Annotated in this window: 16 protein-coding genes; 12 read left to right on the forward strand and 4 right to left on the reverse strand. The window is 71.2% G+C overall.

Going from position 1 to position 21,285, the window contains the following annotated elements; genetic code table 11:
- Positions 1 to 16: 16 nt before the first annotated feature.
- From PVE36_RS06715 to PVE36_RS06725, 3 genes are read left to right on the forward strand one after another with little or no spacing between them, the layout of a single operon-like run.
- Positions 17 to 1,354 carry an aromatic ring-hydroxylating dioxygenase subunit alpha gene (locus PVE36_RS06715; protein WP_277455421.1) on the forward strand — a complete coding sequence of 446 codons (1,338 nt, stop codon included), beginning with the start codon at positions 17 to 19 and terminating at the stop codon, positions 1,352 to 1,354.
- Positions 1,351 to 2,472: a hybrid-cluster NAD(P)-dependent oxidoreductase gene (locus PVE36_RS06720; protein WP_277455422.1), complete on the forward strand. Its 1,122-nt coding sequence runs from the start codon at positions 1,351 to 1,353 to the stop codon at positions 2,470 to 2,472. The genes PVE36_RS06715 and PVE36_RS06720 overlap by 4 nt, the downstream gene beginning before the upstream one ends.
- Positions 2,469 to 4,502: an FAD-dependent oxidoreductase gene (locus PVE36_RS06725; RefSeq protein ID WP_277455424.1), complete on the forward strand. Its 2,034-nt coding sequence runs from the start codon at positions 2,469 to 2,471 to the stop codon at positions 4,500 to 4,502. The genes PVE36_RS06720 and PVE36_RS06725 overlap by 4 nt, the downstream gene beginning before the upstream one ends.
- A gap of 105 nt (positions 4,503 to 4,607) precedes the next feature.
- Here PVE36_RS06725 and PVE36_RS06730 read toward each other — a convergent pair whose 3' ends face one another.
- From PVE36_RS06730 to PVE36_RS06740, 3 genes are read right to left on the reverse strand one after another with little or no spacing between them, the layout of a single operon-like run.
- Positions 4,608 to 5,759, reverse strand: a complete 1,152-nt coding sequence (locus PVE36_RS06730; RefSeq protein WP_277455426.1) for a CoA transferase — start codon at positions 5,757 to 5,759, stop codon at positions 4,608 to 4,610.
- Positions 5,756 to 6,970, reverse strand: coding sequence for an L-2-hydroxyglutarate oxidase (gene lhgO / locus PVE36_RS06735; RefSeq protein WP_277455427.1), 1,215 nt, complete (start codon positions 6,968 to 6,970; stop codon positions 5,756 to 5,758). Before lhgO ends, PVE36_RS06730 begins: the two co-directional genes overlap by 4 nt.
- The gene (locus tag PVE36_RS06740) at positions 6,967 to 7,659 is read right to left on the reverse strand and encodes a TetR/AcrR family transcriptional regulator C-terminal domain-containing protein (protein ID WP_277455429.1); all 693 of its coding nucleotides are present in this window, start codon (positions 7,657 to 7,659) and stop codon (positions 6,967 to 6,969) included. Before PVE36_RS06740 ends, lhgO begins: the two co-directional genes overlap by 4 nt.
- An 82-nt stretch (positions 7,660 to 7,741) precedes the next feature.
- Here PVE36_RS06740 and PVE36_RS06745 point away from each other — a divergent pair, with 82 nt between their 5' ends.
- On the forward strand, positions 7,742 to 8,935 hold the full coding sequence (locus PVE36_RS06745; protein ID WP_277455433.1) for an acyl-CoA dehydrogenase family protein: 1,194 nt from the start codon (positions 7,742 to 7,744) through the stop codon (positions 8,933 to 8,935).
- 236 nt (positions 8,936 to 9,171) lie between these two features.
- Positions 9,172 to 10,920: a SpoIID/LytB domain-containing protein gene (locus tag PVE36_RS06750; protein WP_277455434.1), complete on the forward strand. Its 1,749-nt coding sequence runs from the start codon at positions 9,172 to 9,174 to the stop codon at positions 10,918 to 10,920.
- A gap of 28 nt (positions 10,921 to 10,948) precedes the next feature.
- Here the strand turns inward: PVE36_RS06750 and PVE36_RS06755 are convergent, their stop codons facing one another.
- On the reverse strand, positions 10,949 to 12,535 hold the full coding sequence (locus tag PVE36_RS06755; protein ID WP_277455435.1) for a PucR family transcriptional regulator: 1,587 nt from the start codon (positions 12,533 to 12,535) through the stop codon (positions 10,949 to 10,951).
- 112 nt (positions 12,536 to 12,647) lie between these two features.
- Here PVE36_RS06755 and PVE36_RS06760 point away from each other — a divergent pair, with 112 nt between their 5' ends.
- The 7 genes from PVE36_RS06760 to PVE36_RS06790 all read left to right on the forward strand — a co-directional run bounded on the left by PVE36_RS06760 (position 12,648) and on the right by PVE36_RS06790 (position 21,266).
- On the forward strand, positions 12,648 to 13,985 hold the full coding sequence (locus tag PVE36_RS06760) for an aspartate aminotransferase family protein (protein WP_277455437.1): 1,338 nt from the start codon (positions 12,648 to 12,650) through the stop codon (positions 13,983 to 13,985).
- A gap of 182 nt (positions 13,986 to 14,167) precedes the next feature.
- Entirely contained in the window at positions 14,168 to 15,700 is a 1,533-nt protein-coding gene (locus PVE36_RS06765; protein WP_277455438.1) for a gamma-aminobutyraldehyde dehydrogenase, read from the forward strand.
- Positions 15,701 to 15,726: 26 nt separating this feature from the next.
- On the forward strand, positions 15,727 to 16,935 hold the full coding sequence (locus PVE36_RS06770) for a spermidine/putrescine ABC transporter substrate-binding protein (RefSeq protein ID WP_277455439.1): 1,209 nt from the start codon (positions 15,727 to 15,729) through the stop codon (positions 16,933 to 16,935).
- Positions 16,936 to 16,976: 41 nt separating this feature from the next.
- The gene (locus PVE36_RS06775; protein WP_277455441.1) at positions 16,977 to 18,143 is read left to right on the forward strand and encodes an ABC transporter ATP-binding protein; all 1,167 of its coding nucleotides are present in this window, start codon (positions 16,977 to 16,979) and stop codon (positions 18,141 to 18,143) included.
- Positions 18,140 to 18,997, forward strand: coding sequence for an ABC transporter permease (locus tag PVE36_RS06780; RefSeq protein ID WP_277455442.1), 858 nt, complete (start codon positions 18,140 to 18,142; stop codon positions 18,995 to 18,997). The genes PVE36_RS06775 and PVE36_RS06780 overlap by 4 nt, the downstream gene beginning before the upstream one ends.
- The gene (locus PVE36_RS06785) at positions 18,994 to 19,872 is read left to right on the forward strand and encodes an ABC transporter permease (protein ID WP_346780627.1); all 879 of its coding nucleotides are present in this window, start codon (positions 18,994 to 18,996) and stop codon (positions 19,870 to 19,872) included. The genes PVE36_RS06780 and PVE36_RS06785 overlap by 4 nt, the downstream gene beginning before the upstream one ends.
- Before the next feature lie 2 nt (positions 19,873 to 19,874).
- Complete coding sequence (locus PVE36_RS06790) at positions 19,875 to 21,266, forward strand: FAD-dependent oxidoreductase (RefSeq protein WP_277455443.1); 1,392 nt, start codon at positions 19,875 to 19,877, stop codon at positions 21,264 to 21,266.
- Positions 21,267 to 21,285 lie beyond the last annotated feature (19 nt).

Here is a 21,285-nt window from a genome sequence, read left to right on the forward strand (position 1 = left end):
CCGATCGGATCGAGGAGTGCACCGTGACCGCGCAGGCAGCAACCACCCGGCCCCAACCACCGACCACCCCGGACACGGCCGCCGCGTCCACGGCCGGACCGCCGCCGGGGACCTCGGAGCCGCCGGGCTGGCGCAGCTCGTCGCGCGGCGCGCGCCCGGCCGGTCGCTCGAGGCGCCGTTCTACACCAGCCCGGAGGTCTTCGACCTCGACGTGGCGGCGGTCTTCGCTCGCCACTGGGTCTTCGTCGCCACGGAGCCGGAGATCCCCGAGCCCGGTGACTACGTGACCGTCGACATCGGTCCGTACTCCGTCATCGTGCTGCGCGACGACGAGGAGCAGGTGCGCGCCTTCCACAACGTGTGCCGGCACCGCGGCGCACGACTGCTCCCCGAGGCCTCCGGGTCCGTGGGCAACCTCGTGTGCGGCTACCACCAGTGGACCTACGCCACCGACGGGCGCCTGCTGCACGCCGGGCAGCAGTCATCCGGCTTCGACGCCGGCTGCTGGAGCCTGAAGCAGCTCCACGTGCGCTCCGTGGACGGGCTGGTCCTCGTCTGCCTGGCGCCCGACCCGCCCTCGGACATCGACGACGTCGCTGCCCGGCTGCGGCCCTACCTCGCGCCCCACCGGCTGGCCCGCACGAAGGTCGCCGCCCGGGAGGACCTGGTCGAGCACGCGAACTGGAAGCTGGTGATGGAGAACAACCGCGAGTGCTACCACTGCGAGGCCGGCCACCCGGAGCTCACCCGCACGTTCTTCCCGACGTGGGGATACGCCGAGGACGAGATCCCGCGCCGGCTCCTGCCGGCGCACGAGCGGTACCTGGGTGCGACGGCCGAGCTGGAGGAGACCTGTCGCACGCGCGACATCCCCACCGCGCTGATCCGTGAGGTGTCCGGCCGGCCGACGGCGTTCCGGGTGGACCGGGGGCCGCTGGACGGTGCGGGGGAGTCCTACACCCGCGACGGGCGGGCCGTCTGCGAGCGCCTGCTGGGGGACCTGGACGTCCGCCGCCTGGGCCGACTGTCGATCCACCTGCAGCCCAACTCGTGGTTCCACGTCGTCGGTGACCACGCCGTCACCTTCACCGCGCTGCCGCTGGCGGCCGACCGCACCCTGGTGCGCACCACGTGGCTGGTCCACGAGGACGCCGTCGAGGGCGTCGACTACGACCTGGCGACACTCACCGACGTGTGGCACCGGACCAATGCCCAGGACGCGGGCCTCGTCTCCCGCGCCCAGGCCGGGATCAGCGACCCCGCGTACGAGCCCGGCCCCTACTCGCCCTCCGAGAGCGACGTGGACGCCTTCGTCACCTGGTACGTCGAGCGGCTGGCGGAGGAGCTCGGATGACCGACATGCTGGTCCGCCCAGCGGGGCCCGGAGCGGACACCGGGGGAGCGTGGACCGACACGATCGACGGTCCGCTCACGTGCACCGGCGTCGTGGACCTCACCCACGACGTGCGCACCTTCACCTTCGCGCCTCCCGGTGGCCGGATGCTGCGGTTCCTGCCGGGCCAGTACCTGACCTTCCGCGTCGTCGTCGACGGCCGGCCGGTCTCGCGCTGCTACACCATCTCCTCCGCACCGACCCGGCCCGAGCTGCTGGAGATCACCGTCAAGCGGGTGCCCGGCGGGGTCGTCTCCCCGTGGCTGCACGAGCACCTGCGGCCCGGGGACGTCGTCGAGGCGAGCGGGCCGTGCGGGCAGTTCAGCCACGAGCTGCACCCCGCCGACAGCCACCTCTTCCTCACGGCGGGCAGCGGCATCACCCCGGCCATGTCGATGGTGCGGACCCTGTGCGACACCGGTGCCGCAGTCGACATCGTCCTCGTCCACTGCGCCCGCACCCCCGACGACATCGTCTTCCGCAGCGAGCTCGCGCAGCTGTCCACCCGGCACGGCGTCACGGTCGCGGTCCTGTGCGAGGACGACTCCCCGGGTGAGCACTGGGACGGCCTGCGCGGCCGGCTCGACGCGGCCGCGCTGCGGCAGGTCGCTCCGGACCTGCGCCGCCGCGAGGTCTTCACCTGTGGTCCGCCACCCTTCATGGCGGCGGTCCGCGAGCTGCTCGAGGGCGAAGGGGGTGACCCCCGCCGCGCGCACGAGGAGTCCTTCGTCCTCGAGAGCGCGACGTCGACAGGGCCGCCGGCCGCCGACGGCCGGACGAACGCCGACGGGCAGGCAGGCGCCGACCGCGTCACGGCGACATACCGGCTCGAGCTGCGGCGCAGCGGACGGGTCGTGGAGTGCGACGCCGACTCGACGATCCTCGAGGCGGCGCGCCGGGCGGGGGTGACGCTCCCTTCGTCGTGCGAGGAGGGGATGTGCGGCACCTGCAAGCTCACCCTGCTCGACGGCCGCGTCGACATGCAGCACGCGGGCGGCATCCGCCCGCGGGAGGTGGCGCGGGGCCAGATCCTGCCCTGCTGCTCCACCCCGCTCGAGGACGTGGTGGTGGACGCATGAGCGCCGAGGACCCGCTGCTGACCCCCTTCGTCCTCAAGGGGGTCCGGCTGCGCAACCGCATCGTCAGCACCTCGCACGAGCCGTCCTACAGCGAGGACGGGCTGCCGGGGGAGCGGTACCGCGCTTACCACGTCGAGAAGGCGCGCGGTGGCGTCGGCCTGACCATGATCGGTGGCAGCGCGCTGGTCAGCCGGGAGGTGGCGCCGGCCTTCGGCAACCTGCAGCTGTGGCGGGAGGAGTCCGAGCCGCTGCTGCGGCAGCTGGCCGACGAGGTGCACGAGCAGGGTGCGGCGGTGATGACCCAGCTGACCCACCTGGGGCACCGCACGAGCAACTACGCCCACGAGTGGTTGCCGGCCGTCTCGGCCAGTGCCGTGCGCGAGCCGGCGCACCGGGCCTTCACCCGGGCGGCCGAGGAGTGGGACATGGACCGGGTCGTCGACGACTTCGTCACCGTCGCCCAGCGGTGCCGGGCCGCCGGCCTCGACGGCATCGAGCTGATGGCCTACGGGCACCTGCTGGACGCCTTCTGGAGCCCGACGTGGAACCACCGCGAGGACGAGTACGGCGGCAGCCACGACAACCGGATGCGCTTCCCGCTGCGCGTGGTGCGGGCCGTGCACGAGGCGGTCGGCCCGGACTTCGTCGTCGGTGTCCGGATGAGCTTCGACGAGGAGCGCGAGGGCGGGCTCGGCCCCGGGGAGTCCCTGGGCGTGGCCGAGGACCTCGTGGCGGCAGGGGTGGACTTCTTCAGCGTGATCCGGGGGACGATCGCCACCGACGCCGAGCTCGCCAGGGTCATCCCGCCGATGGGGACACCGGCCGCCCCGCACCTGGAGTTCGCCGGGCAGATCCGGCGGAAGCTCTCGGTCCCGGTGATGCACGCGGCCCGGATCGCCGACGTGGAGACCGCGCGCCACGCGATCCGCGAGGGGCTGCTCGACCTCGTCGGCATGACCCGGGCACTCATGGCCGACCCCGAGCTGCCCACCAAGGTGCGCGAGGGGCGCTCGGACCGGATCCGTCCGTGCGTCGGCGCGAACATGTGCATCGACGGCATCTACGCCTCGGGTGCCGCGTACTGCATCCACAACCCCTCGACGGGTCGCGAGCTCGAGGTGCCGCAGCGCGTCGAGCGGGCCCGCACGACCAGACGCGTGGCCGTCGTCGGCGCCGGTCCGGCCGGTCTGGAGGCGGCGCGGGTGCTGGCCGAGCGCGGGCACGAGGTGGTGCTGCACGAGGCCGCCGACCGGGTCGGTGGACAGCTGCTGCTCGCCTCGGCCTCACCCCGCCGTCGCGACCTGCGCGGGATCATCGACTGGCGGCGCGACGAGCTGGCCCGGCTCGGCGCCGCGGTGCACCTGGGCAGCCTCGTCGACGCGCAGACCCTGCTGGAGGAGCAGTGGGACGACGTCGTCGTCGCGACCGGGGGAGTGCCCGCGGCTCCGCAGGTCCCCGGTGCGCAGCTGCTGCTGGACACCTGGGACGTGCTGTCCGGGGCCCGTCATCCGCACGGCCGGGTCCTCGTCTACGACGACCACGGCGGCCACCAGGCGCTCGACGCCGTGGAGGCGCTGCTGCGCAGTGGTGCGGACGTCGAGCTCGTCACGCCGGAGCGGATGCTCTCGCCGGACGTCGGAGCGATCAGCGCGGCCGGTTACATCGACGCACTCGCCCGCGCCGAGGTGCCGGTGACGGTGCTGCGGCGGTTGACCGGCGCGCGCCGGTCGGGGTCACGGGTGGCGGTGGACCTCGGTGTGGACGGGTCGGACTTCCGGGAGAGCCGTACCGTCGACGCCGTGGTGGCCGAGATGGGCACCGAGCCGGTCCACGACGTCTACGACGACCTCGTCGGCCACTCCACCAACCACGGCGCGGTGGACCTGGACGCACTGCTGGGGCTGCGTGCCCAGACGATCGTGCGCAACGAGGACGGCGCCTTCCGGCTCTTCCGCATCGGGGACGCGGTGTCCAGCCGCAACGTCCACGCGGCGATGCTCGACGCCGCGCGGCTGTGCCGAGCGATCTGAGGCTTCGAGACGGTCGCGGGGCGACCTCCTCAGCCGTCGGTGGCGAGACGGTGGCGGAGCGACCTCCTCAGCCGTCGGTGGCGAGACGGTGGTGGGGCGACCTCCTCAACCGTCGGTGGGCGGATGCCCGAAGGTGGCGCCCGAGTGCTCACCGAGCAGCGGGGGGACACGTCGGTAGCGAGCCGGCGTGCCCGACAGCCGGATCGGGTTGGACACCTGCTGGCTGGTGCGGGAGCCGTCGGGGTCGGCGATCTCGACGACGGGTTCCAGGCCCAGGGTCTCGGCCAGCCCGAGCGCCTCGACGACCGAGTTCACCTTCCCGGCGGGGACCCCCGCGGCGGTGAGTCGGTCGGCCCAGTCCGCGGCGGACCCGGTGCGCAGCCGGTCCTCGAGCAGCGCCTTCAGCTCGTCTCGGTGGGTCACCCGGCTGGAATTGTCGGCGAAGCGCGGATCCGTCCCCAGCTCGGGGACGGACAGCACCCGGGTCAGCGCCCGGAACTGCTTGTCGTTGCCGACCGCGACGGCCAGTGGTCCGTCGGCGGTCGCGAGCGTCTCGTAGGGCGCGATGCTCGGGTGCGCGTTGCCCATCCGTTGCGGCGCGAGCCCGGTCACCAGCGTGCTCGACGCCTGGTTGACCAACCCGCTCAGCAGCGAGGAGAGCAGGTTGACCTCGACGCGCTGACCGACGCCGGTCTCGTCGAGGGCCCGCAGGGCGGTGAGGATCCCGATGACGGCGTTCTGCCCGGTGACGACGTCGACGAGGGCCACCCCCACCTTGCTCGGCTCGGAGTCGGGGGAGCCGGTCACGCTCATCAGCCCGCCGACGGCCTGGACGAGCAGGTCGTACCCGGGCAGGGTCGCCCCGCCCGCGCTGCCGAAGCCGGTGATCGAGCAGTAGACGAGCTCGGGCCGGCTCGCGTGCAGGGTGTCGAAGTCCAGTCCGTAGCGCTCCATGACCCCGGGCCGGAAGTTCTCGACGACGATGTCGGCCTCCATCGCGATGGTGGTCGCGGTCGCCAGGCCCTCGGCGGTGCCCAGGTCGCACGTGATGGAGCGCTTGTTGCGGTTGACGCTGGAGAAGTAGGTGCCGACCCCGAACTCGTCCACTGGCGGCACCCAGCTGCGGGTGTCGTCACCGGAGGGTCGCTCGATCTTGATGACGTCGGCGCCGAAGTCCGCCAGCACCATGGTGGCGAAGGGGCCCGCGAGGACCCGGGAGAAGTCGGCGACCTTCAGGCCGGCCAGGGCGTCGCTCATGCAGGTGCGTCCGTCCGGCCGAGCAGGATGTCGACGACGTGCTCGGCGATCGCCAGCGACGACGTGGCCGCGGGGGAGGGCGCATTGCGCAGCGCCAGGACCGGCCCGCGGCGGGTGATGCGGAAGTCGTCCACGAGGGCGCCGTCGACACCCAGTGCCTGGGCGCGCACGCCGCGCGGCCCCGGGACGACGTCGTCGGCCGTCAGCTCGGGGACGTAGCGGCGGGCCGCCCCGACGAAGCGCTGCTTGCTCGCCGACCCGAGCATCTCGGTGATCCCGGTGCGCCAGTGCCGGGCAGCAAAGCGGCGGAAGCCGGACCAGGCGACGGCGTCACGCAGGTCGGCCGCGGAGACATGCGACCAGCCGTAACCCTCGCGGGCCAGGGCGAGGACGGCATTCGGACCGACCATCACCTCACCGTCGACGCGAGGAGTCAGGTGCACGCCGAGGAAGGGGTAGCGGGGATCGGGGACGGGGTAGACCAGACCGCGCACGAGGTCCCGGCGCTCGGGACGCAGCAGGTAGTACTCGCCCCGGAAGGGGACGATGCGCGGGTCCGCCTCGTCCCCGGCCAGGGCCGCGACCCGGTCGGCCTGCAGCCCGGCGCAGAGCACGACTCGCTCCGCGCGGACCTCTTGGCCGTCGGCGCCGGTCACGATCGTCCGGTCCCCGTCCGGCCGGATGCCGGTGACCTCGAAGGAGGTGCGCACGCTCCCGCCGGCCGCGGTGATGTCCTGGGCCATCGCGCGCGTGACCGCTGCGTAGTCGACGATCGCCGTGTGGGGTGAGTGCAGACCGGCCACACCGGTGACGTGCGGCTCGATCTCGCGCAGCTCGTCCGGGCCGATCTCGCGCACACCCGGCACCCCGTTGGCGCGGGCCCGCGCGGTGATGTCGGACAGGCGGGAGCTCTCGGCCTCGTCGAGGGCCACGAGGACCTTGCCGCACTCGTCGTAGGCCAGCTCGTGCTCGGAGCAGAACTCCTGCAGCAGGTGGACCCCGCGGCGGCACAGCCGGGCCTTGAGCGAGCCCGGCACGTAGTAGAGCCCGGCGTGCACCACGCCGCTGTTGTGGCCGGTCTGGTGGGCGGCCAGGGCCGCCTCCTTCTCGAGCGCGGTGACCTCGGCGCCCGGTTGCAGCTGCAGGATCCGCCGGGCGACGGCCACTCCGAGGATCCCGCCGCCGACGACGGCGTAGCTGGTGGGACTCATGTCCTCTCCTTGTCCTCGATGACGCTCGTGGTGGCATGGACAGACGCTGTGCGATCCGTACCCGCGACCACTGTGTCGTACCGCGCGGCCAGCCCGTCCAGCAGGCATGCCAGGCCGAGTTCGAAGCTCTCCCTGTCGATCTCCTCGGCGACCTCCGGGAGTCGGTGCGCCTGTGCGAGAGCGGGGTAGCGGTCGAGGTAGACCCGGGCGTCGTCGGCGAAACCGCTGGCGAAGGGGGTCGATGCGGCCCCGACGACGAGGTACTTCACCGAGCCGGCGATCTCGGTCGCGTAGCGAGCCGGCCATCCGGCCGCGAGCAGGCCGGCGTGGACTCGTTCCGACATCGCGAGGAAGTCCTCGCGCCGCCCGGCGCCCGAGGCGACGAGCGGCACGGCGTTCGGGTGGGCCGCCAGCGACGCCCGGTACGAGCGCGCCCAGGTCTCCACCCCCCTTCGCCATGTGCCGTCGGCGAAGCCGCTGGTGTCGACCTGGCGGGTGAGCAGGTTGGCGACCGCGTCGAGGACCTCGTCGCGGTTGGCGTAGTGGCTGTAGAGGGAGGGGGCCTGCACGTCGAGGGCGCGCGCCAGGCCGCGCATGGAGAACTGGGCGAGGCCGTCCTCGTCGATCAGCCGCAGGGCGGTGTCGCGGATGCGCTCACGACTCAGGAGCGGTGTGCTGGGACGAGCCACGGAGCAGGCCTTTCGCGTTCGGAACCTAACGGTATAAGGTTACCGCACCGCACAAACCTAACACCGTTTGGACCTCTTGGAGATGACGATGAGCGCACCGCAGACCCCCATGTCCCTGTTCGGCGTCGACACGCTGCTCACGGAGGAGGAGCGGGCCATGCAGGAGACCGTGGCCCGCTACTGCACCGACCGACTCCGGCCCCACCTCGCCGACTGGTACGAGGCGGGGAACCTGCCGGCGCGGGAGCTCGCCCGGGAGCTCGGTGACCTCGGCGTGCTCGGCATGCACCTGGAGGGGTACGGCTGCGCCGGGACCAGCGCCACGGCCTACGGCCTCGCGTGCCTGGAGCTGGAGGCGGCCGACTCCGGTCTGCGCAGCCTGGTCTCGGTGCAGGGGTCACTGGCGATGTTCGCCATCCACCGCTGGGGGAGCGAGGAGCAGAAGCAGGAGTGGCTGCCGCGGATGGCCGCGGGCGAGGCCATCGGGTGCTTCGGGCTGACCGAGCCGGACTTCGGCTCCGACCCCGGCGGGATGCGCACGCGTGCAGTGCGCGACGGTGACGACTGGGTCCTCAACGGCACCAAGATGTGGATCACCAACTCGCCGATCGCCGACGTGGCCGTGGTCTGGGCCAACACCGACGAGGGGGAGGGCTCGCGTGGCATCCGCGGGTTCGTCGTCCCGACCGACACCCCCGGATTCTCCGCCCCGGAGATCACCAAGAAGCTCTCGCTGCGTGCCTCGATCACCGGTGAGATCGTCCTGCAGGACGTGCGGCTGCCCGCCTCGGCGATGCTGCCCGAGGCGGCCGGGCTCTCCGGCCCGCTGTCCTGCCTCAACGAGGCCCGCTTCGGGATCATCTTCGGCGCGGTCGGTGCGGCCCGCGACTGCATCGACACGGCCCTGTCGTACGTGGGGGACCGCGAGATCTTCGGCAAGCCGCTCGCGGCCTACCAGCTGACCCAGGCCAAGCTCGCCGACATGACCCTCGAGCTGGGCAAGGCCATGCTCCTGGCGGTCCAGCTGGGCCGGATGAAGGACGCCGGGACCCTCCGCCCCGAGCAGGTGAGCCTGGGCAAGCTGAACAACGTCCGCGAGGCCATCGATGTCGCGCGCGAGTGCCGGACCCTGCTGGGCGCCAACGGGATCACCCTCGAGTACCCCGTCCTGCGGCACGCCAACAACCTCGAGTCCGTGCTCACCTACGAGGGCACCTCGGAGGTGCACCAGCTGACGATCGGCAAGGCGCTGACCGGAGTCGCCGCCTTCCGCTGAACCGAAGGGCGCCACCGTGAGATGGGTGCCGAGTGAGCAAAGATGCGCACGGGGTGGCAATTTCGCTCCGCCTGGGGGATCATTCACCCGTGCGGAGAAGACGGGGCGCACTCGCGCCTCGGCCCCGCGCTGTTGTGGGGTTCCTGCTGTAGCCGCCGACCGGCGGCATCTCCCTGTCGTCTGCTGCGCATCTGGCGCGCGAAGGTTGGTCCATTGTGGTCGTTCGATCAGTGCGTGTGGCAGGTGTCGCTGCCGTGGTGGCGGGGCTGGTGCTCGGAGGCGGGACGGCACCCGTCCAGGCCGCCCAGGTGGCACAGACCGCCTCGGACCCGACGTGGACCTTCTCCGGCAAGGGCTTCGGTCACGGGGTGGGGATGTCGCAGTACGGCGCGAAGGCGCTGGCGGATGACGGCAGGAGCGCCGCACAGATCCTGAAGTACTACTACCAGGGCATCACCGTCGACCGGGTGCGCGACGACAAGACGGTGCACGTCAACGTCGCCGCTTCTCGTCCGTCGGTGACGCTGCGGACCACTGCGACAGGTTCCGGCGGCGGCTCGTTCACGGTCACGGTCGGCGACAGGACCCTGTCGGCGTCGACGTCCTCGGTCGTGAAGGTGAAGCGTTCTGACTCGAAGGTGGAGGTGTCGCGCACGAACGGCACCAAGACCGTCAAGGCCACCGGCCCCTCGGCGGAGGTCGCCTTCGATGACGACAGGACGCTGCTGTCGATCGAGGACAAGAGTTACCTGTCGGGGTCGGCGCAGGTGGTGCCCGCTTCGAGCGGCGGTGTGCACGCGGTGATGAAGGTGCGCCTGCACGACGAGTACCTGGACAACGTCAAGGAGATGCCCTGGTCGTGGCCGGCGGCGGCGTTGCAGGCGCAGGCGGCCGCCGCGCGCGGGTACGCGCTGCGCAAGGTCAACAAACCCATCCGCTCGGCCTGCGAGTGCCACGTCTACGACGGCACCAGCGACCAGGTGTTCGGCAGCCACCCGACCGGCGCGGGCGCGGCCGGGTGGGACCGGTGGAAGGCTGCGGTGCGAGCCAATGGGACGAGCACCACGGGCATGGTCCCGCGGTACGGGGGCGCCCTGATCGAGGCGGTGTACTCCTCCAGCAGCGGTGGCCGCACGCAGGACAGCGAGGACGTGTGGGGTGGCTACGTGCCGTACCTGCGCTCGGTCGACGACCCGTACTCCCTGCGGCCGGAGAACCCGCGCAGGTCGTGGACCATCGATGTCCCGGGGGCGAGGGTCGACGAGGCGTTCGGGCTGGGGGACGTCGTGAAACTGGAGATCACGCGCCGGACCACTGGTGACGGCGTCGCCGAGGTGGTCGCGACGTCCATCACGGGCACGCGGGCGACGCTGACGGGTGAGAAGATGCGTCGTCAGCTCGGCCTCTACAGCACCTACGTGGCCTCCCCGATCACGGGGACCAACCTGTGGCCCTTCCCGGACGTGACCCCGCAGACGACCGCCTTCACGACGGAGATCGCCTGGCTGAAGGACGAGGGGATCACGACGGGCTACCCCGACGGGACCTTCGGCCCGAAGGACAACATCTCGCGCGAGGCCATGGCGGCCTTCCTGTACCGGGCGGCGGGCAGGCCACCGGTGCAGAGCGCGCCCGACTTCACGGACGTCAACTCCTCGAGCGCGTTCGCCAAGGAGATCGCCTGGCTGCAGGACGAGCGCATCACCACGGGGTACGCCGACGGCTCCTTCGGTCCGAAGAGGAGGATCACCCGTGAGGCGATGGCGGCCTTCATGACGCGGTTCCTGCTGGACAGGCGCCCGCCCGACGCCACCGCTCCCTACCAGTTCAGTGACATCGCCGGGACCCAGTTCGAGGACCACATCGCCTGGATCGCGGACCGGGGCCTGACCACGGGCCATGCCGACGGGACGTTCCGCCCGAAGAGCAAGATCACCCGCGAGGCCATGGCGGCGTTCCTGTACCGCGCGCGGACCATGCTGTAGTGCACCGGCCGGCTGGTGTCGCCGGTCCTCAGCCGCCGGTGGTGATCTCGTCCACGAGCAGGGCGACGTGGAGCGAGGAGCGCACGTCCGGGTCGTCCAGGTCCCGGCCGAGCACCTGCTCGGCCCTGGCCAGGCGGTCGTAGAAGACCGGACGGGACAGGTGGATGCTGCCTGCGGCGGCCGACTTGCTGGTGGGGTGCAGCAGCAGCGCGCGGACGGCCTCCAGCAGCTGGGCATCGTGCTCGGTGTCGTGCCGGCGCAGCTGCTCGAGCTCACGCTCGCTGAACAGGCGGACGCGGTCGTCGGAGGCCAGGAGGGCGAGCAGCCCGCGTAGATGGACGTCCTCGAGCCGGTGCACCGGCCGGGCGTCGACGGTGCGCACCGACTCCACCACGTGCTGAGCCTCCCGGAGTGTCCTGTCGATGTCCGCGGCGCGCAGGGCCGGCCGGCCGGCGCCCACGACGGCGCGGTGGCGGCGGCACACGTGGGCGGCGAGGTCGTCGACGACCCGGTCGACGTCCGCGGTGGGCGGCAGGGACAGCAGGGCGCGCACATCGCCCTCGACGTCGCACACCAGCGCGGGCACCCGCGCCTCCTGCGCGGCGTGCACGGTGGCGGCGATCACCTCGTCCACCCGGCCGGTGCGTCCGGTGCTCCCGGTCGGTCGCTCCACGAGCGGGCGAAGGGAGAGCCCCACCAGTGTCCTTCCGGCACTTGGCATCCCGGCCAGCTCGCTCCGGCGCAGCAGGTCGGGATCGTTCGGATCGGCGAGCAGGCCGACGATCAGCTCGTGGTGGGTCCGGCGCACTGCGCTGTCGCGCTGCCGGTCGTGCAGGCGGTGCAGGGCCAGGGCCGCGGCCGCCCGCTCGGCCATGGCGATCATCCCCTCCGAGGGGGGCGTGGCGAGGTGTACGACGAGACGCCCCCAGCCCCGCTCCCTTCGCCCGACGCGGGTGACCAGCCACCCGTTGTCCTCGTCCCACGTGGTGCGGCCCTCCAGCCGCACCGCGGCCGAGCGCGTCGACCAGTCCGCCAGCACCCCACCGATGTCATCGGGTCCGGAGCGGTAGTCCAGCACCTGGTGCTGCTCGCCCTCGATGACGACGGCTGCGCCGGAGAGCCGCTGGACGGCCTCGAGGATCGCCTCCGGTCCGGCCTCGGCGATGCTCAGGCTCGTGAAGGTCTCGTGCACCCGCTGGGCCTGACGCAGCTCGGCGAGCTGCTCGGCGAGGATGCGCTCACCGATGGCTTGGGTGACGGCGGCGAAGCCGACCTCCCGGGAGACCGCGACCAGCGGCAGGCCGAGATCGTCACAGCCGGCCACGAGCGCCGGCGGCAGCTCCTGCCAGCGGCGACCGAGCTCGATGACCACACCGGCCGCCCGGATGTCCTGCAGGCTGGTGGCGAAGGCCCGCAGCTCGTCGCCCGTGTCGGGCATCGCGATCCCGGTGCTCAGGAGCAGGTCGCCCTCCCGCAGGAGCGAGGCGATGTCGACCAGCTCCGCGGCGTGCGCCCACCGCACGTCGCGGCCCAGGCCGGCGTGACCGGCCACCACGCGCGCGCCGGAGCGACGCAGCACCGGCATGCCCACGACGTCCGCGACGGTGACGGCCATGTCGTACCCCGACATTCTGTCGACATCAGTGCAGTGATCCTACGAAATGATGGCGCCGGTTGGGTGTGTGGCGAGGACGATGGGGTGCAGATCGCAATGAAGGGATCCATCCATGACGCAGACGACCGACGTCGACCGTGCCTATGACCTGGACAGGGCGCACGTCTTCCACTCGTGGTCCGCCCAGGGGTCCCTCGACCCGATGGTCGTGAGCAGGGCGGAGGGCTCTCACGTCTGGGACGACGGCGGCAACCGGTACCTCGACTTCACCTCGCAGCTGGTCTTCACCAACCTGGGCCACCAGCACCCCGCGATCGTCGCCGCGATCCGTGAGCAGGCCGAGACGCTGTGCACGGTCGCGCCCCAGCACGCCAACGCCGCGCGCTCCGAGGCGGCCAGGCTCATCGCCTCGCACACCCCGGGCGACCTGAACCGGGTGTTCTTCACCAACGGGGGCGCGGACGCCAACGAGCACGCGATCCGGATGGCACGGTTGCACACCGGTCGGCAGAAGGTCCTCTCGACCTACCGCTCGTACCACGGGGGGACCCAGCTCGCGGTCAACGCCACCGGCGACCCCCGCCGGTGGCCCAACGACACCGCCTCCACCGGCACGGTGCACTTCTTCGGCCCCTACCTCTACCGCAGTGCCTTCCACGCGGTCACCGAGGAGGAGGAGTCGCAGCGGGCGCTGGAGCACCTCGAGCAGGTGATCACCCTCGAGGGGGCGTCGACGATCGCGGCGGTCCTGCTGGAGCCCATCCCCGGCACCGCGGGGATCATGCTGCCCCCACCGGGGTACCTGCGGGGCGTGCGCGACCTGTGCGACCGGCACGGCATCGTGCTGATCGCCGACGAGGTGATGGCCGGCTTCGGCCGGGCCGGTCGGTGGTTCGCCATCGAGCACGGGGGAGTCGTGCCGGATCTGCTGACCTTCGCGAAGGGGGTCAACTCCGGGTACGTGCCGATGGGCGGGGTCGCCATCAGCGACGAGATCCACGCGACCTTCACCGACCGGGTGTACCCGGGTGGGCTGACCTACTCCGGACACCCGCTGGCCTGCGCGGCGGCCGTCGCGACCATCCGGGCCATGGAGGAGGACCGCGTCGTGGAGCACGCGGCCGCGCTGGGGCGGGAGGTCTTCGGGCCCGAGCTGCATGCCGTCGCGGAGAAGCACGAGTGGGTCGGCGAGGTGCGCGGCACGGGTGTCTTCTGGGCCCTGGAGATGGTGCGCGATCGCGGCACGCGCGAGCCGCTCGCCCCGTACGCAGGGGACAGCCCGGAGATGGGCGCGATCCTCGCCGCCTGCAAGCGACGGGGGTTGCTGCCCTTGGCCAGCAACAACCGGATCCACCTGGTCCCGCCGCTGACCTCCACGAGCGAGGAGGTCCGGGAAGGGATCGGCATCCTCGACACGGCGCTGGGGGAGGCGCACGGTGAGTTCATGTGACCCGACGGGCCTCCTCCCGACCGCTCCCGCAGCCCGCGCCCTGGGTGACCACGCGGGCGTCGATTACGAATTCGCTTGCACGATGCGACGAATGACACGGAATCCCTTGTGCAGTGGATCACGCTCTGTAAAAATCATGCGTCATGCACGCCGACGGCCACGGATCGGGGAAGGAGCCGAAGATGGGCGGTGACAGTCCCGGGGATGCGATCCCAGGAGTCGACAGCAGGAGTGCCGGGGCCTTCAGCTACCTGGCAGGCCGGCGGGTCGCGGGCCGGGGTGAGCAGGCGACGCTGAGCGACCCCGCGTCGGGGGAGACCCTGGCCCGGTTCCGCATGGCCGCCGCCACGGATGTGGACGACGCCGTCACCTCTGCCCGAACGGCCTTCCCCGAGTGGGCCGCGGCAGCTCCCGTGGAGCGGGCCGAAGTGATGACCCGGTGGGCCCGCCTGCTGACCGAGCGCGCCGAGGACCTGGCCGTGGCGGAGACCCGCCAGTGCGGCAAGCCGATCCGCCTCGCCCGGGACTTCGACGTCCCCGGCAGCATCGACAACGTCTCCTTCTTCGCCGGTGTCTCCCGTGACCTGGGCGGCAAGGCCGCCGGTGAGTACTCGCCCGACCACACCTCGATGGTGCGCCGTGAGCCGGTCGGAGTCGTCGGCTCGATCGCCCCGTGGAACTACCCGCTGCAGATGGCGGCCTGGAAGGTGCTGCCCGCGGTGGCCGCCGGCAACGCCGTCGTGCTCAAACCCAGTGAGCTCACCCCCCTGACCTCGCTGCTGTTCGCCGAGGCGGCCACCGAGGCCGGCCTGCCTCCCGGTGTGTTCAACGTGGTGACGGGGACGGGGGCCGAGGTCGGGGAGCACCTGGTGGGGCATCCCGACGTCGACATGGTCTCCTTCACCGGGTCGAGCGCGGTGGGGCGCCGGGTGATGGCGGTGGCCGCGCAGACGCCCAAGCGCGTCCAGCTCGAGCTCGGCGGCAAGGCCCCCTTCCTCGTCTTCGACGACGCCGACCCGGAGGCCGCGGCACGAGGGGCCGTGGCCGGCTCACTCATCAACACCGGGCAGGACTGCACCGCGGCCACGCGGGCCTACGTGCAGCGTCCGTTGTACGACGACTTCGTGGACCGAGTGGCCGAGCTGATGTCGCACGTGCGGCTGGGGGACCCCAGCGACCCCGCCACCGACATGGGCAGCCTGATCTCGCGTCAACAGCAGGATCGCGTCTCCGCCCACGTCGAGGGGGCCCGTGACCGAGGGGCGAAGGTCGTGGTCGGCGGCGGGGTGCCGCAGGGGCCGCTGGCCGCGGGTGCCTACTACGAGCCCACGCTCATCACCGGGGTCGAGCAGACCGACCCGATCGTCCGCGAGGAGGTCTTCGGCCCGGTCCTGGTGGTGCTGCCCTTCGACGGCGACGACGAGGGCCTGGCGCTGGCGAACGACTCGCGCTACGGACTGGCCGCCTCGGTGTGGAGCCGCGACGTCCACCGTTGCCTCCGGGCGACGCGCACGCTGTCGGCCGGCACCGTCTGGGTCAACGACCACATCCCGATCATCAGCGAGATGCCGCACGGAGGCGTCAAGGCGTCCGGCTTCGGCAAGGACATGTCCACGTACTCCCTGGAGGAGTACACCGTCGTCAAGCACGTGATGTTCGACGGTACGGGCGAGGCGCACAAGGACTGGCACGACATCGTTCTCCGAGGGTCCTGAGCCCCCGCCACCTGGAAGGAACCATCATGACCAAACCACTGTCCACGAACCCTCGCCCGACCGGGATCAACCACCCGGGGCTCGCCCGGCGAGACTTCTTCCGCGCCGTCGGAGTCGGCGGGATGGCCGTCTCGGGGGCCGGCCTGCTCTCCGCCTGCGGGACCGAAGGGACCCAGGGCCAGGAGACGCAGGAGGCCGAGGACGTCTCCTCGAAGGAGAAGGTGGTCAACTTCTCCAACTGGCCGCTGTACATCGACACCGACGACGGTGGGAAGCACCCGACCCTGGTCCAGTTCGAGAAGGAGACCGGGATCAAGGTCGACTACGTCGAGGAGATCAACGGCAACGCCGACTTCTACGCCAAGATCCGCCCGCAGCTCTCGTCCGGCCAGCCCACCGGATCCGACGTCGTCGTCTTCTCCAACGACTGGGCCGCGCGCATGATCGAGGAGGACTTCGTCCAGGAGATCGACACCGCCAACATCCCGAACGCCAAGAACCTGATCGCCAGCCTGCAGTCGCCCTCCTTCGACCCCGACCGCAAGTACACCCTGCCGTGGCAGTCGGGACTGACCGGCATCGGCACCAACACCAAGGTCACCGGTCGGGAGATCACCTCGATCGAGGAGCTGCTCACGGCACCCGACCTCAAGGGCAAGATCGCGCTGCTGACCGACATGACCGACACCGTGGGCCTGATCATGCTCGAGATGGGCATCGATCCCGAGGACTTCAGCCAGGGCGAGTTCGACAGGGCGATGCAGAGGATCACCGACGCGGTGGACGCCGGCCAGGTCCGGCAGTTCACCGGCAACGACTACGCGCCCCAGCTGGCCAAGGGCAACATCTCCGCCTGCATCGCGTGGTCCGGCGACATCATCCAGCTGCAGTTCGAGGACCCGAAGGTGACGTTCGCGATCCCGGATGCCGGCGGCATGCTCTGGTCCGACAACATGCAGGTGCCGGCCCTCGCCACGCACAAGGCCAACGCCGAGAAGCTGATGAACTTCTACTACGACCCCAAGGTCGCGGCCGAGGTCGCCGCGTGGGTGAACTACATCTGCCCGGTCGAGGGCGCCAAGGAGGCGATGCGCGACATCGACCCGGAGCTCGCGGACAACGAGCTGATCTTCCCCTCCGAGCAGACCCTGTCGAAGGTGCACGGCTTCATGCTCCCGTCGTGGGAGGAGCGCGAGAAGCTGGTGGAGCAGTACACCCAGACCATCGGGCTCTGACGATGCCTGTGACGACGAACCCGCAGAGACAGGAGTCGAGGATGCCTGAGCACGCCGGTCCTCCCACCGGAGGGGGCGCTCTGGAGCTGATCGGGCTGACCAAGAGGTTCGGCAGCTTCACGGCCGTCGACGGCATCGACCTCAGCGTCCCCGCGGGATCCTTCTTCGCCCTGCTCGGCGCGTCCGGCTGCGGCAAGACGACCACCCTGCGGATGGTCGCGGGCCTGGAGACGCCGACGGCCGGCCGCATCCTGCTGGACGGTGAGGACATCTCCGCACGCAAGCCCCACAAGCGGCCGGTGAACACCGTGTTCCAGAACTACGCGCTCTTCCCGCACCTGACGATCGGGGAGAACGTCGCCTTCGGCCTGCGACGTCGGGGGATCAAGCAGGTCGATGCGCAGGTCGGCGAGATGCTGGAGCTGGTCGAGCTGGAGGGGTACGCCGGGCGACGGCCCACCCAGCTCTCCGGGGGGCAGCAGCAGCGCGTCGCGCTGGCGCGCGCCCTGATCAACAAGCCCAAGGTGCTGCTGCTCGACGAACCGCTGGGTGCACTCGACCTGAAGCTCAGGCGCCAGATGCAGCTGGAGCTGAAGCGGATCCAGACCGAGATCGGGATCACCTTCATCCACGTCACCCACGACCAGGAGGAGGCCATGACGATGGCCGACACCGTCGCGGTGATGAACGGCGGACGGGTCGAGCAGCTCGGTCATCCGGAGGAGCTCTACGAGAACCCCCACAGCACCTTCGTCGCGAACTTCCTCGGCCAGTCCAACCTGATCCGGGCACGGGTGAGGTCCCGCACGGGCGACGACGTGGTGGCGGTGGCGGGCGACCGCGTGCTGCGGCTGCGGGCCTCCCGGTGCGCCGCCGGGGGAGACGACCTCTTCCTCGGGGTCCGGCCGGAGAAGATCCACATCGGGCCCCGCGTCGAGGCCTCGTCCGAGGAGAACCAGCTGGAGGGGGTGGTCACCGACTCCAGCTTCACCGGGATGAGCACCCAGTACCTCGTTCGCCTCGCCTGGGGGCAGGAGATGGTGGTCTTCGCCCAGAACCTGTCCGGCACCCGCCTGCGCCCCGGCGACGAGGTCACCCTCCGCTGGGAGGCCGAGCACGCCTTCGGCCTGGACGCCTCCCAGGATGCCCGCGCCGGCGAGCTCGAGGAGGAGCAGGAGGGGCGCCTCGACGCCGAGGTCACCTCATGAGCCTCAGCGCGCGCCGGGGGGTGACCCCGTACCTGCTGCTCCTGCCGGGCCTGATGTGGCTCGGGCTCTTCTTCGCGGTCCCGCTCGTCACCCTTGTCTCCACCTCGCTGTACGACCCGAGCGGCTCGCTGCGCGAGGGGTACCGGATGACGTGGCACTTCGCCACCTACGCGGAGGCGTTGCAGGCCTACTGGCCGCAGTTCCGTCGATCCTTCACCTATGCCGGCACCGCCACCGTGCTGGCCCTGGTCATCGGGTACCCGCTGGCCTACACCATCGCGTTCAAGGCCGGCCGCTGGAAGAACGTGCTGCTCGTGCTGGTCATCGCGCCGTTCTTCACCAGCTTCCTGGTCCGGACCCTGGCCTGGACGACCATCCTGGCCGACGACGGCTTCGTGGTGCAGACGCTGCAGGCCGTCGGACTGATGGACCCCACCGGTCGGCTCCTGGCCACACCGGTGGCGGTCATCGCCGGAATCACCTACAACTTCCTCCCGTTCACCACCCTCCCGCTGTACGCCAGCCTCGAGAAGATCGACCACCGGGTGATCGAGGCCGCCCAGGACCTCTACTGCTCGGGGACGCAGGCCTTCCGGCGGGTGACCTTCCCGCTGTCGCTTCCGGGTGTGGTCGCGGGCACGCTCCTGACATTCATCCCGGCGGCTGGTGACTTCATCAACGCGGCCCTGCTCGGCACGCCCTCGACCTACATGATCGGCAACGTCATCGAGAGCCAGTTCCTGCAGGTCACGGACTACCCGACGGCGTCGGCGCTGTCGGTGATGCTGATGGCGACGATCGTGGCCCTCGTGGTGGTCTACGTCCGCAAGGCAGGAACGGAGGAGCTCCTGTGAGCACGACCGACACCGCGGCCAGGGACACCAGGGGTGAGGGCACCTCGTCGCGCCCGAGCGGCCCGCGCTCCCCGCTGCGCGCCGCCGTGCAATTTGCCGGACGACACGTGGTGGTCGTCGCCGCGGTCGGATCCCTGACGTACCTGCTCCTGCCCATCGCCGTGGTGATCCTGCAGTCGTTCAACAAGCCGGCGGGCCGCTACAACACCTCGTTCAACGAGTTCACCCTCTCGAACTGGACGAACATGTGTGCTGCGGGTGGGATGTGCGACTCGGTGGTCCTCAGCCTGCAGATCGCGGTCCTGGCAACCATCGGCGCCACCGTCCTCGGGTCCGCCATCGCCTTCGCCCTGGTCCGGCACCGCTTCCGAGGACGCTCGAGCATCAACATGCTCATCTTCCTGCCGATGGCCACCCCGGAGGTGGTGATGGGGTCCTCGCTGCTCACGCTGTTCGTGTCGATGCAGATGAGGCTGGGCTTCTGGACCCTGCTGATCGCCCACATCATGTTCACGCTGAGCTTCGTGGTCGTGACGGTCAAGGCCCGGCTGTCGGGCCTCGACCCGAACCTGGAGGAGGCCGCCCGCGACCTGTACGCCAACGCGTGGTCGACGTTCTGGCGGGTCACCTTCCCGTTGGCCCTGCCCGGCATCATGGCGGCCGCGATGCTGGCCTTCGCCCTGAGCTTCGACGACTTCATCGTGTCGAACTTCAACGCCGGCAACGAGGTGAACTTCCCGATGTTCGTCTGGGGTGCCTCGCGTCGCGGCGTGCCACCGCAGGTCAACGTCATCGGCACCCTGATGTTCGTCGTCGCGTTGCTGGCCGTGGTCGGTGGGCAGTGGGCCGCCGCCCAGCGACACCGGAGCAGGTGACCGTGGACGCCGGCCGTGCACTGCGCCATGCCGTACCGACGCCGTACTGGCTGGACCAACCACACCGCAGGCCCGACCCGCTGGCCCGACTGGCCGGGGACGACAGCTGCGACCTCGCGGTCGTCGGGGGCGGCTACACCGGGCTGTGGGCGGCACTGCTCGCCAAGGAGGAGGACCCCTCGCGGGACGTGGTGCTGCTGGAGGCGGGGGAGTGCGGCGGGGAGGCCAGCGGCCGCAACGGCGGGTTCTGCGCCGCCAGCCTGACCCACGGATTCGCCAACGGCATGGCGCGGTGGCCGGAGGAGATGCCGACACTGCTGCGACTGGGCCGCGAGAACCTCGACGCCATCGAGGAGACGCTGCGGCGCCACCACATCGACTGCGACTTCCGACGGACCGGGGAGCTGGACGTCGCCACGGAGGAGTGGCAGGTCCCTGAGCTGCAGGAGTGGGTCGCGCAGGCCCAGCAGGTGGGGGAGAAGGTGCGGTGGCTGGACGCCGACGAGGTGCGCGCACAGGTGCACTCCCCGATCTACCGGGGAGCGGCCTTCGACCCCGACGTGGCGCTGGTGGACCCGGCGCGGTTGGCCTGGGGGCTGCGTGCCGCGTGCGAACGGCTCGGGGTGCGCATCCACGAACGCACCGAGGTCACCGCACTGCACCGGGACGGTGCGGCCGAGGTGCTCACCACCGGCTACGGCAGCCTGCGGGCGCGGAAGGTCGCGCTGGCCACCAACGCCTTCCGGCCCCTCCTTCGCCGACTGCGGCTGCACGTCGTGCCGGTCTACGACTACGCGCTGGTCACCGAGCCGCTCGGCGATCGACTCGCCGAGGTGGGGTGGCCCCACCGGCAGGGCATCGGCGATGCCGGCAACCAGTTCCACTACTACCGGCTCACCGAGGACAACCGGATCCTGTGGGGCGGCTACGACGCGATCTACCACTACGGCAACGGGATGCGGCCCGAGCACGAGCAGCGGCCCGAGACCTTCGCCCTGCTCGCCCGCCACTTCGCCGAGACCTTCCCCCAGCTGTCCGACGTCGACTTCAGCCACGCCTGGGGCGGGGTGATCGACACCTCCACCCGGTTCTCCGCCTTCTGGGGGACCGCCCACGAGGGCCGGGTGGGCTATGCGCTCGGGTACACCGGCCTCGGGGTCGGAGCCAGCCGGTTCGGCGCCCGGGTGATGCTCGACCTGATCGACGGCCGGGACACCGAACGCACCCGGCTGGGGATGGTTCGTTCCCGACCCACCCCCTTCCCGCCCGAGCCGCTGCGCTACGGGGCGGTGCAGCTGACCCGGTGGTCGATGGACCGCGCGGACCGCAGCCAGGGGCACCGCAACGTGTGGCTGCGCACCCTGGACCGTCTCGGGCTGGGCTTCGACTCATGATCCCGTGCAGCAACCGACG

Source organism: Janibacter sp. DB-40, assembly GCF_029510815.1.
GTDB lineage: Bacteria > Actinomycetota > Actinomycetes > Actinomycetales > Dermatophilaceae > Janibacter.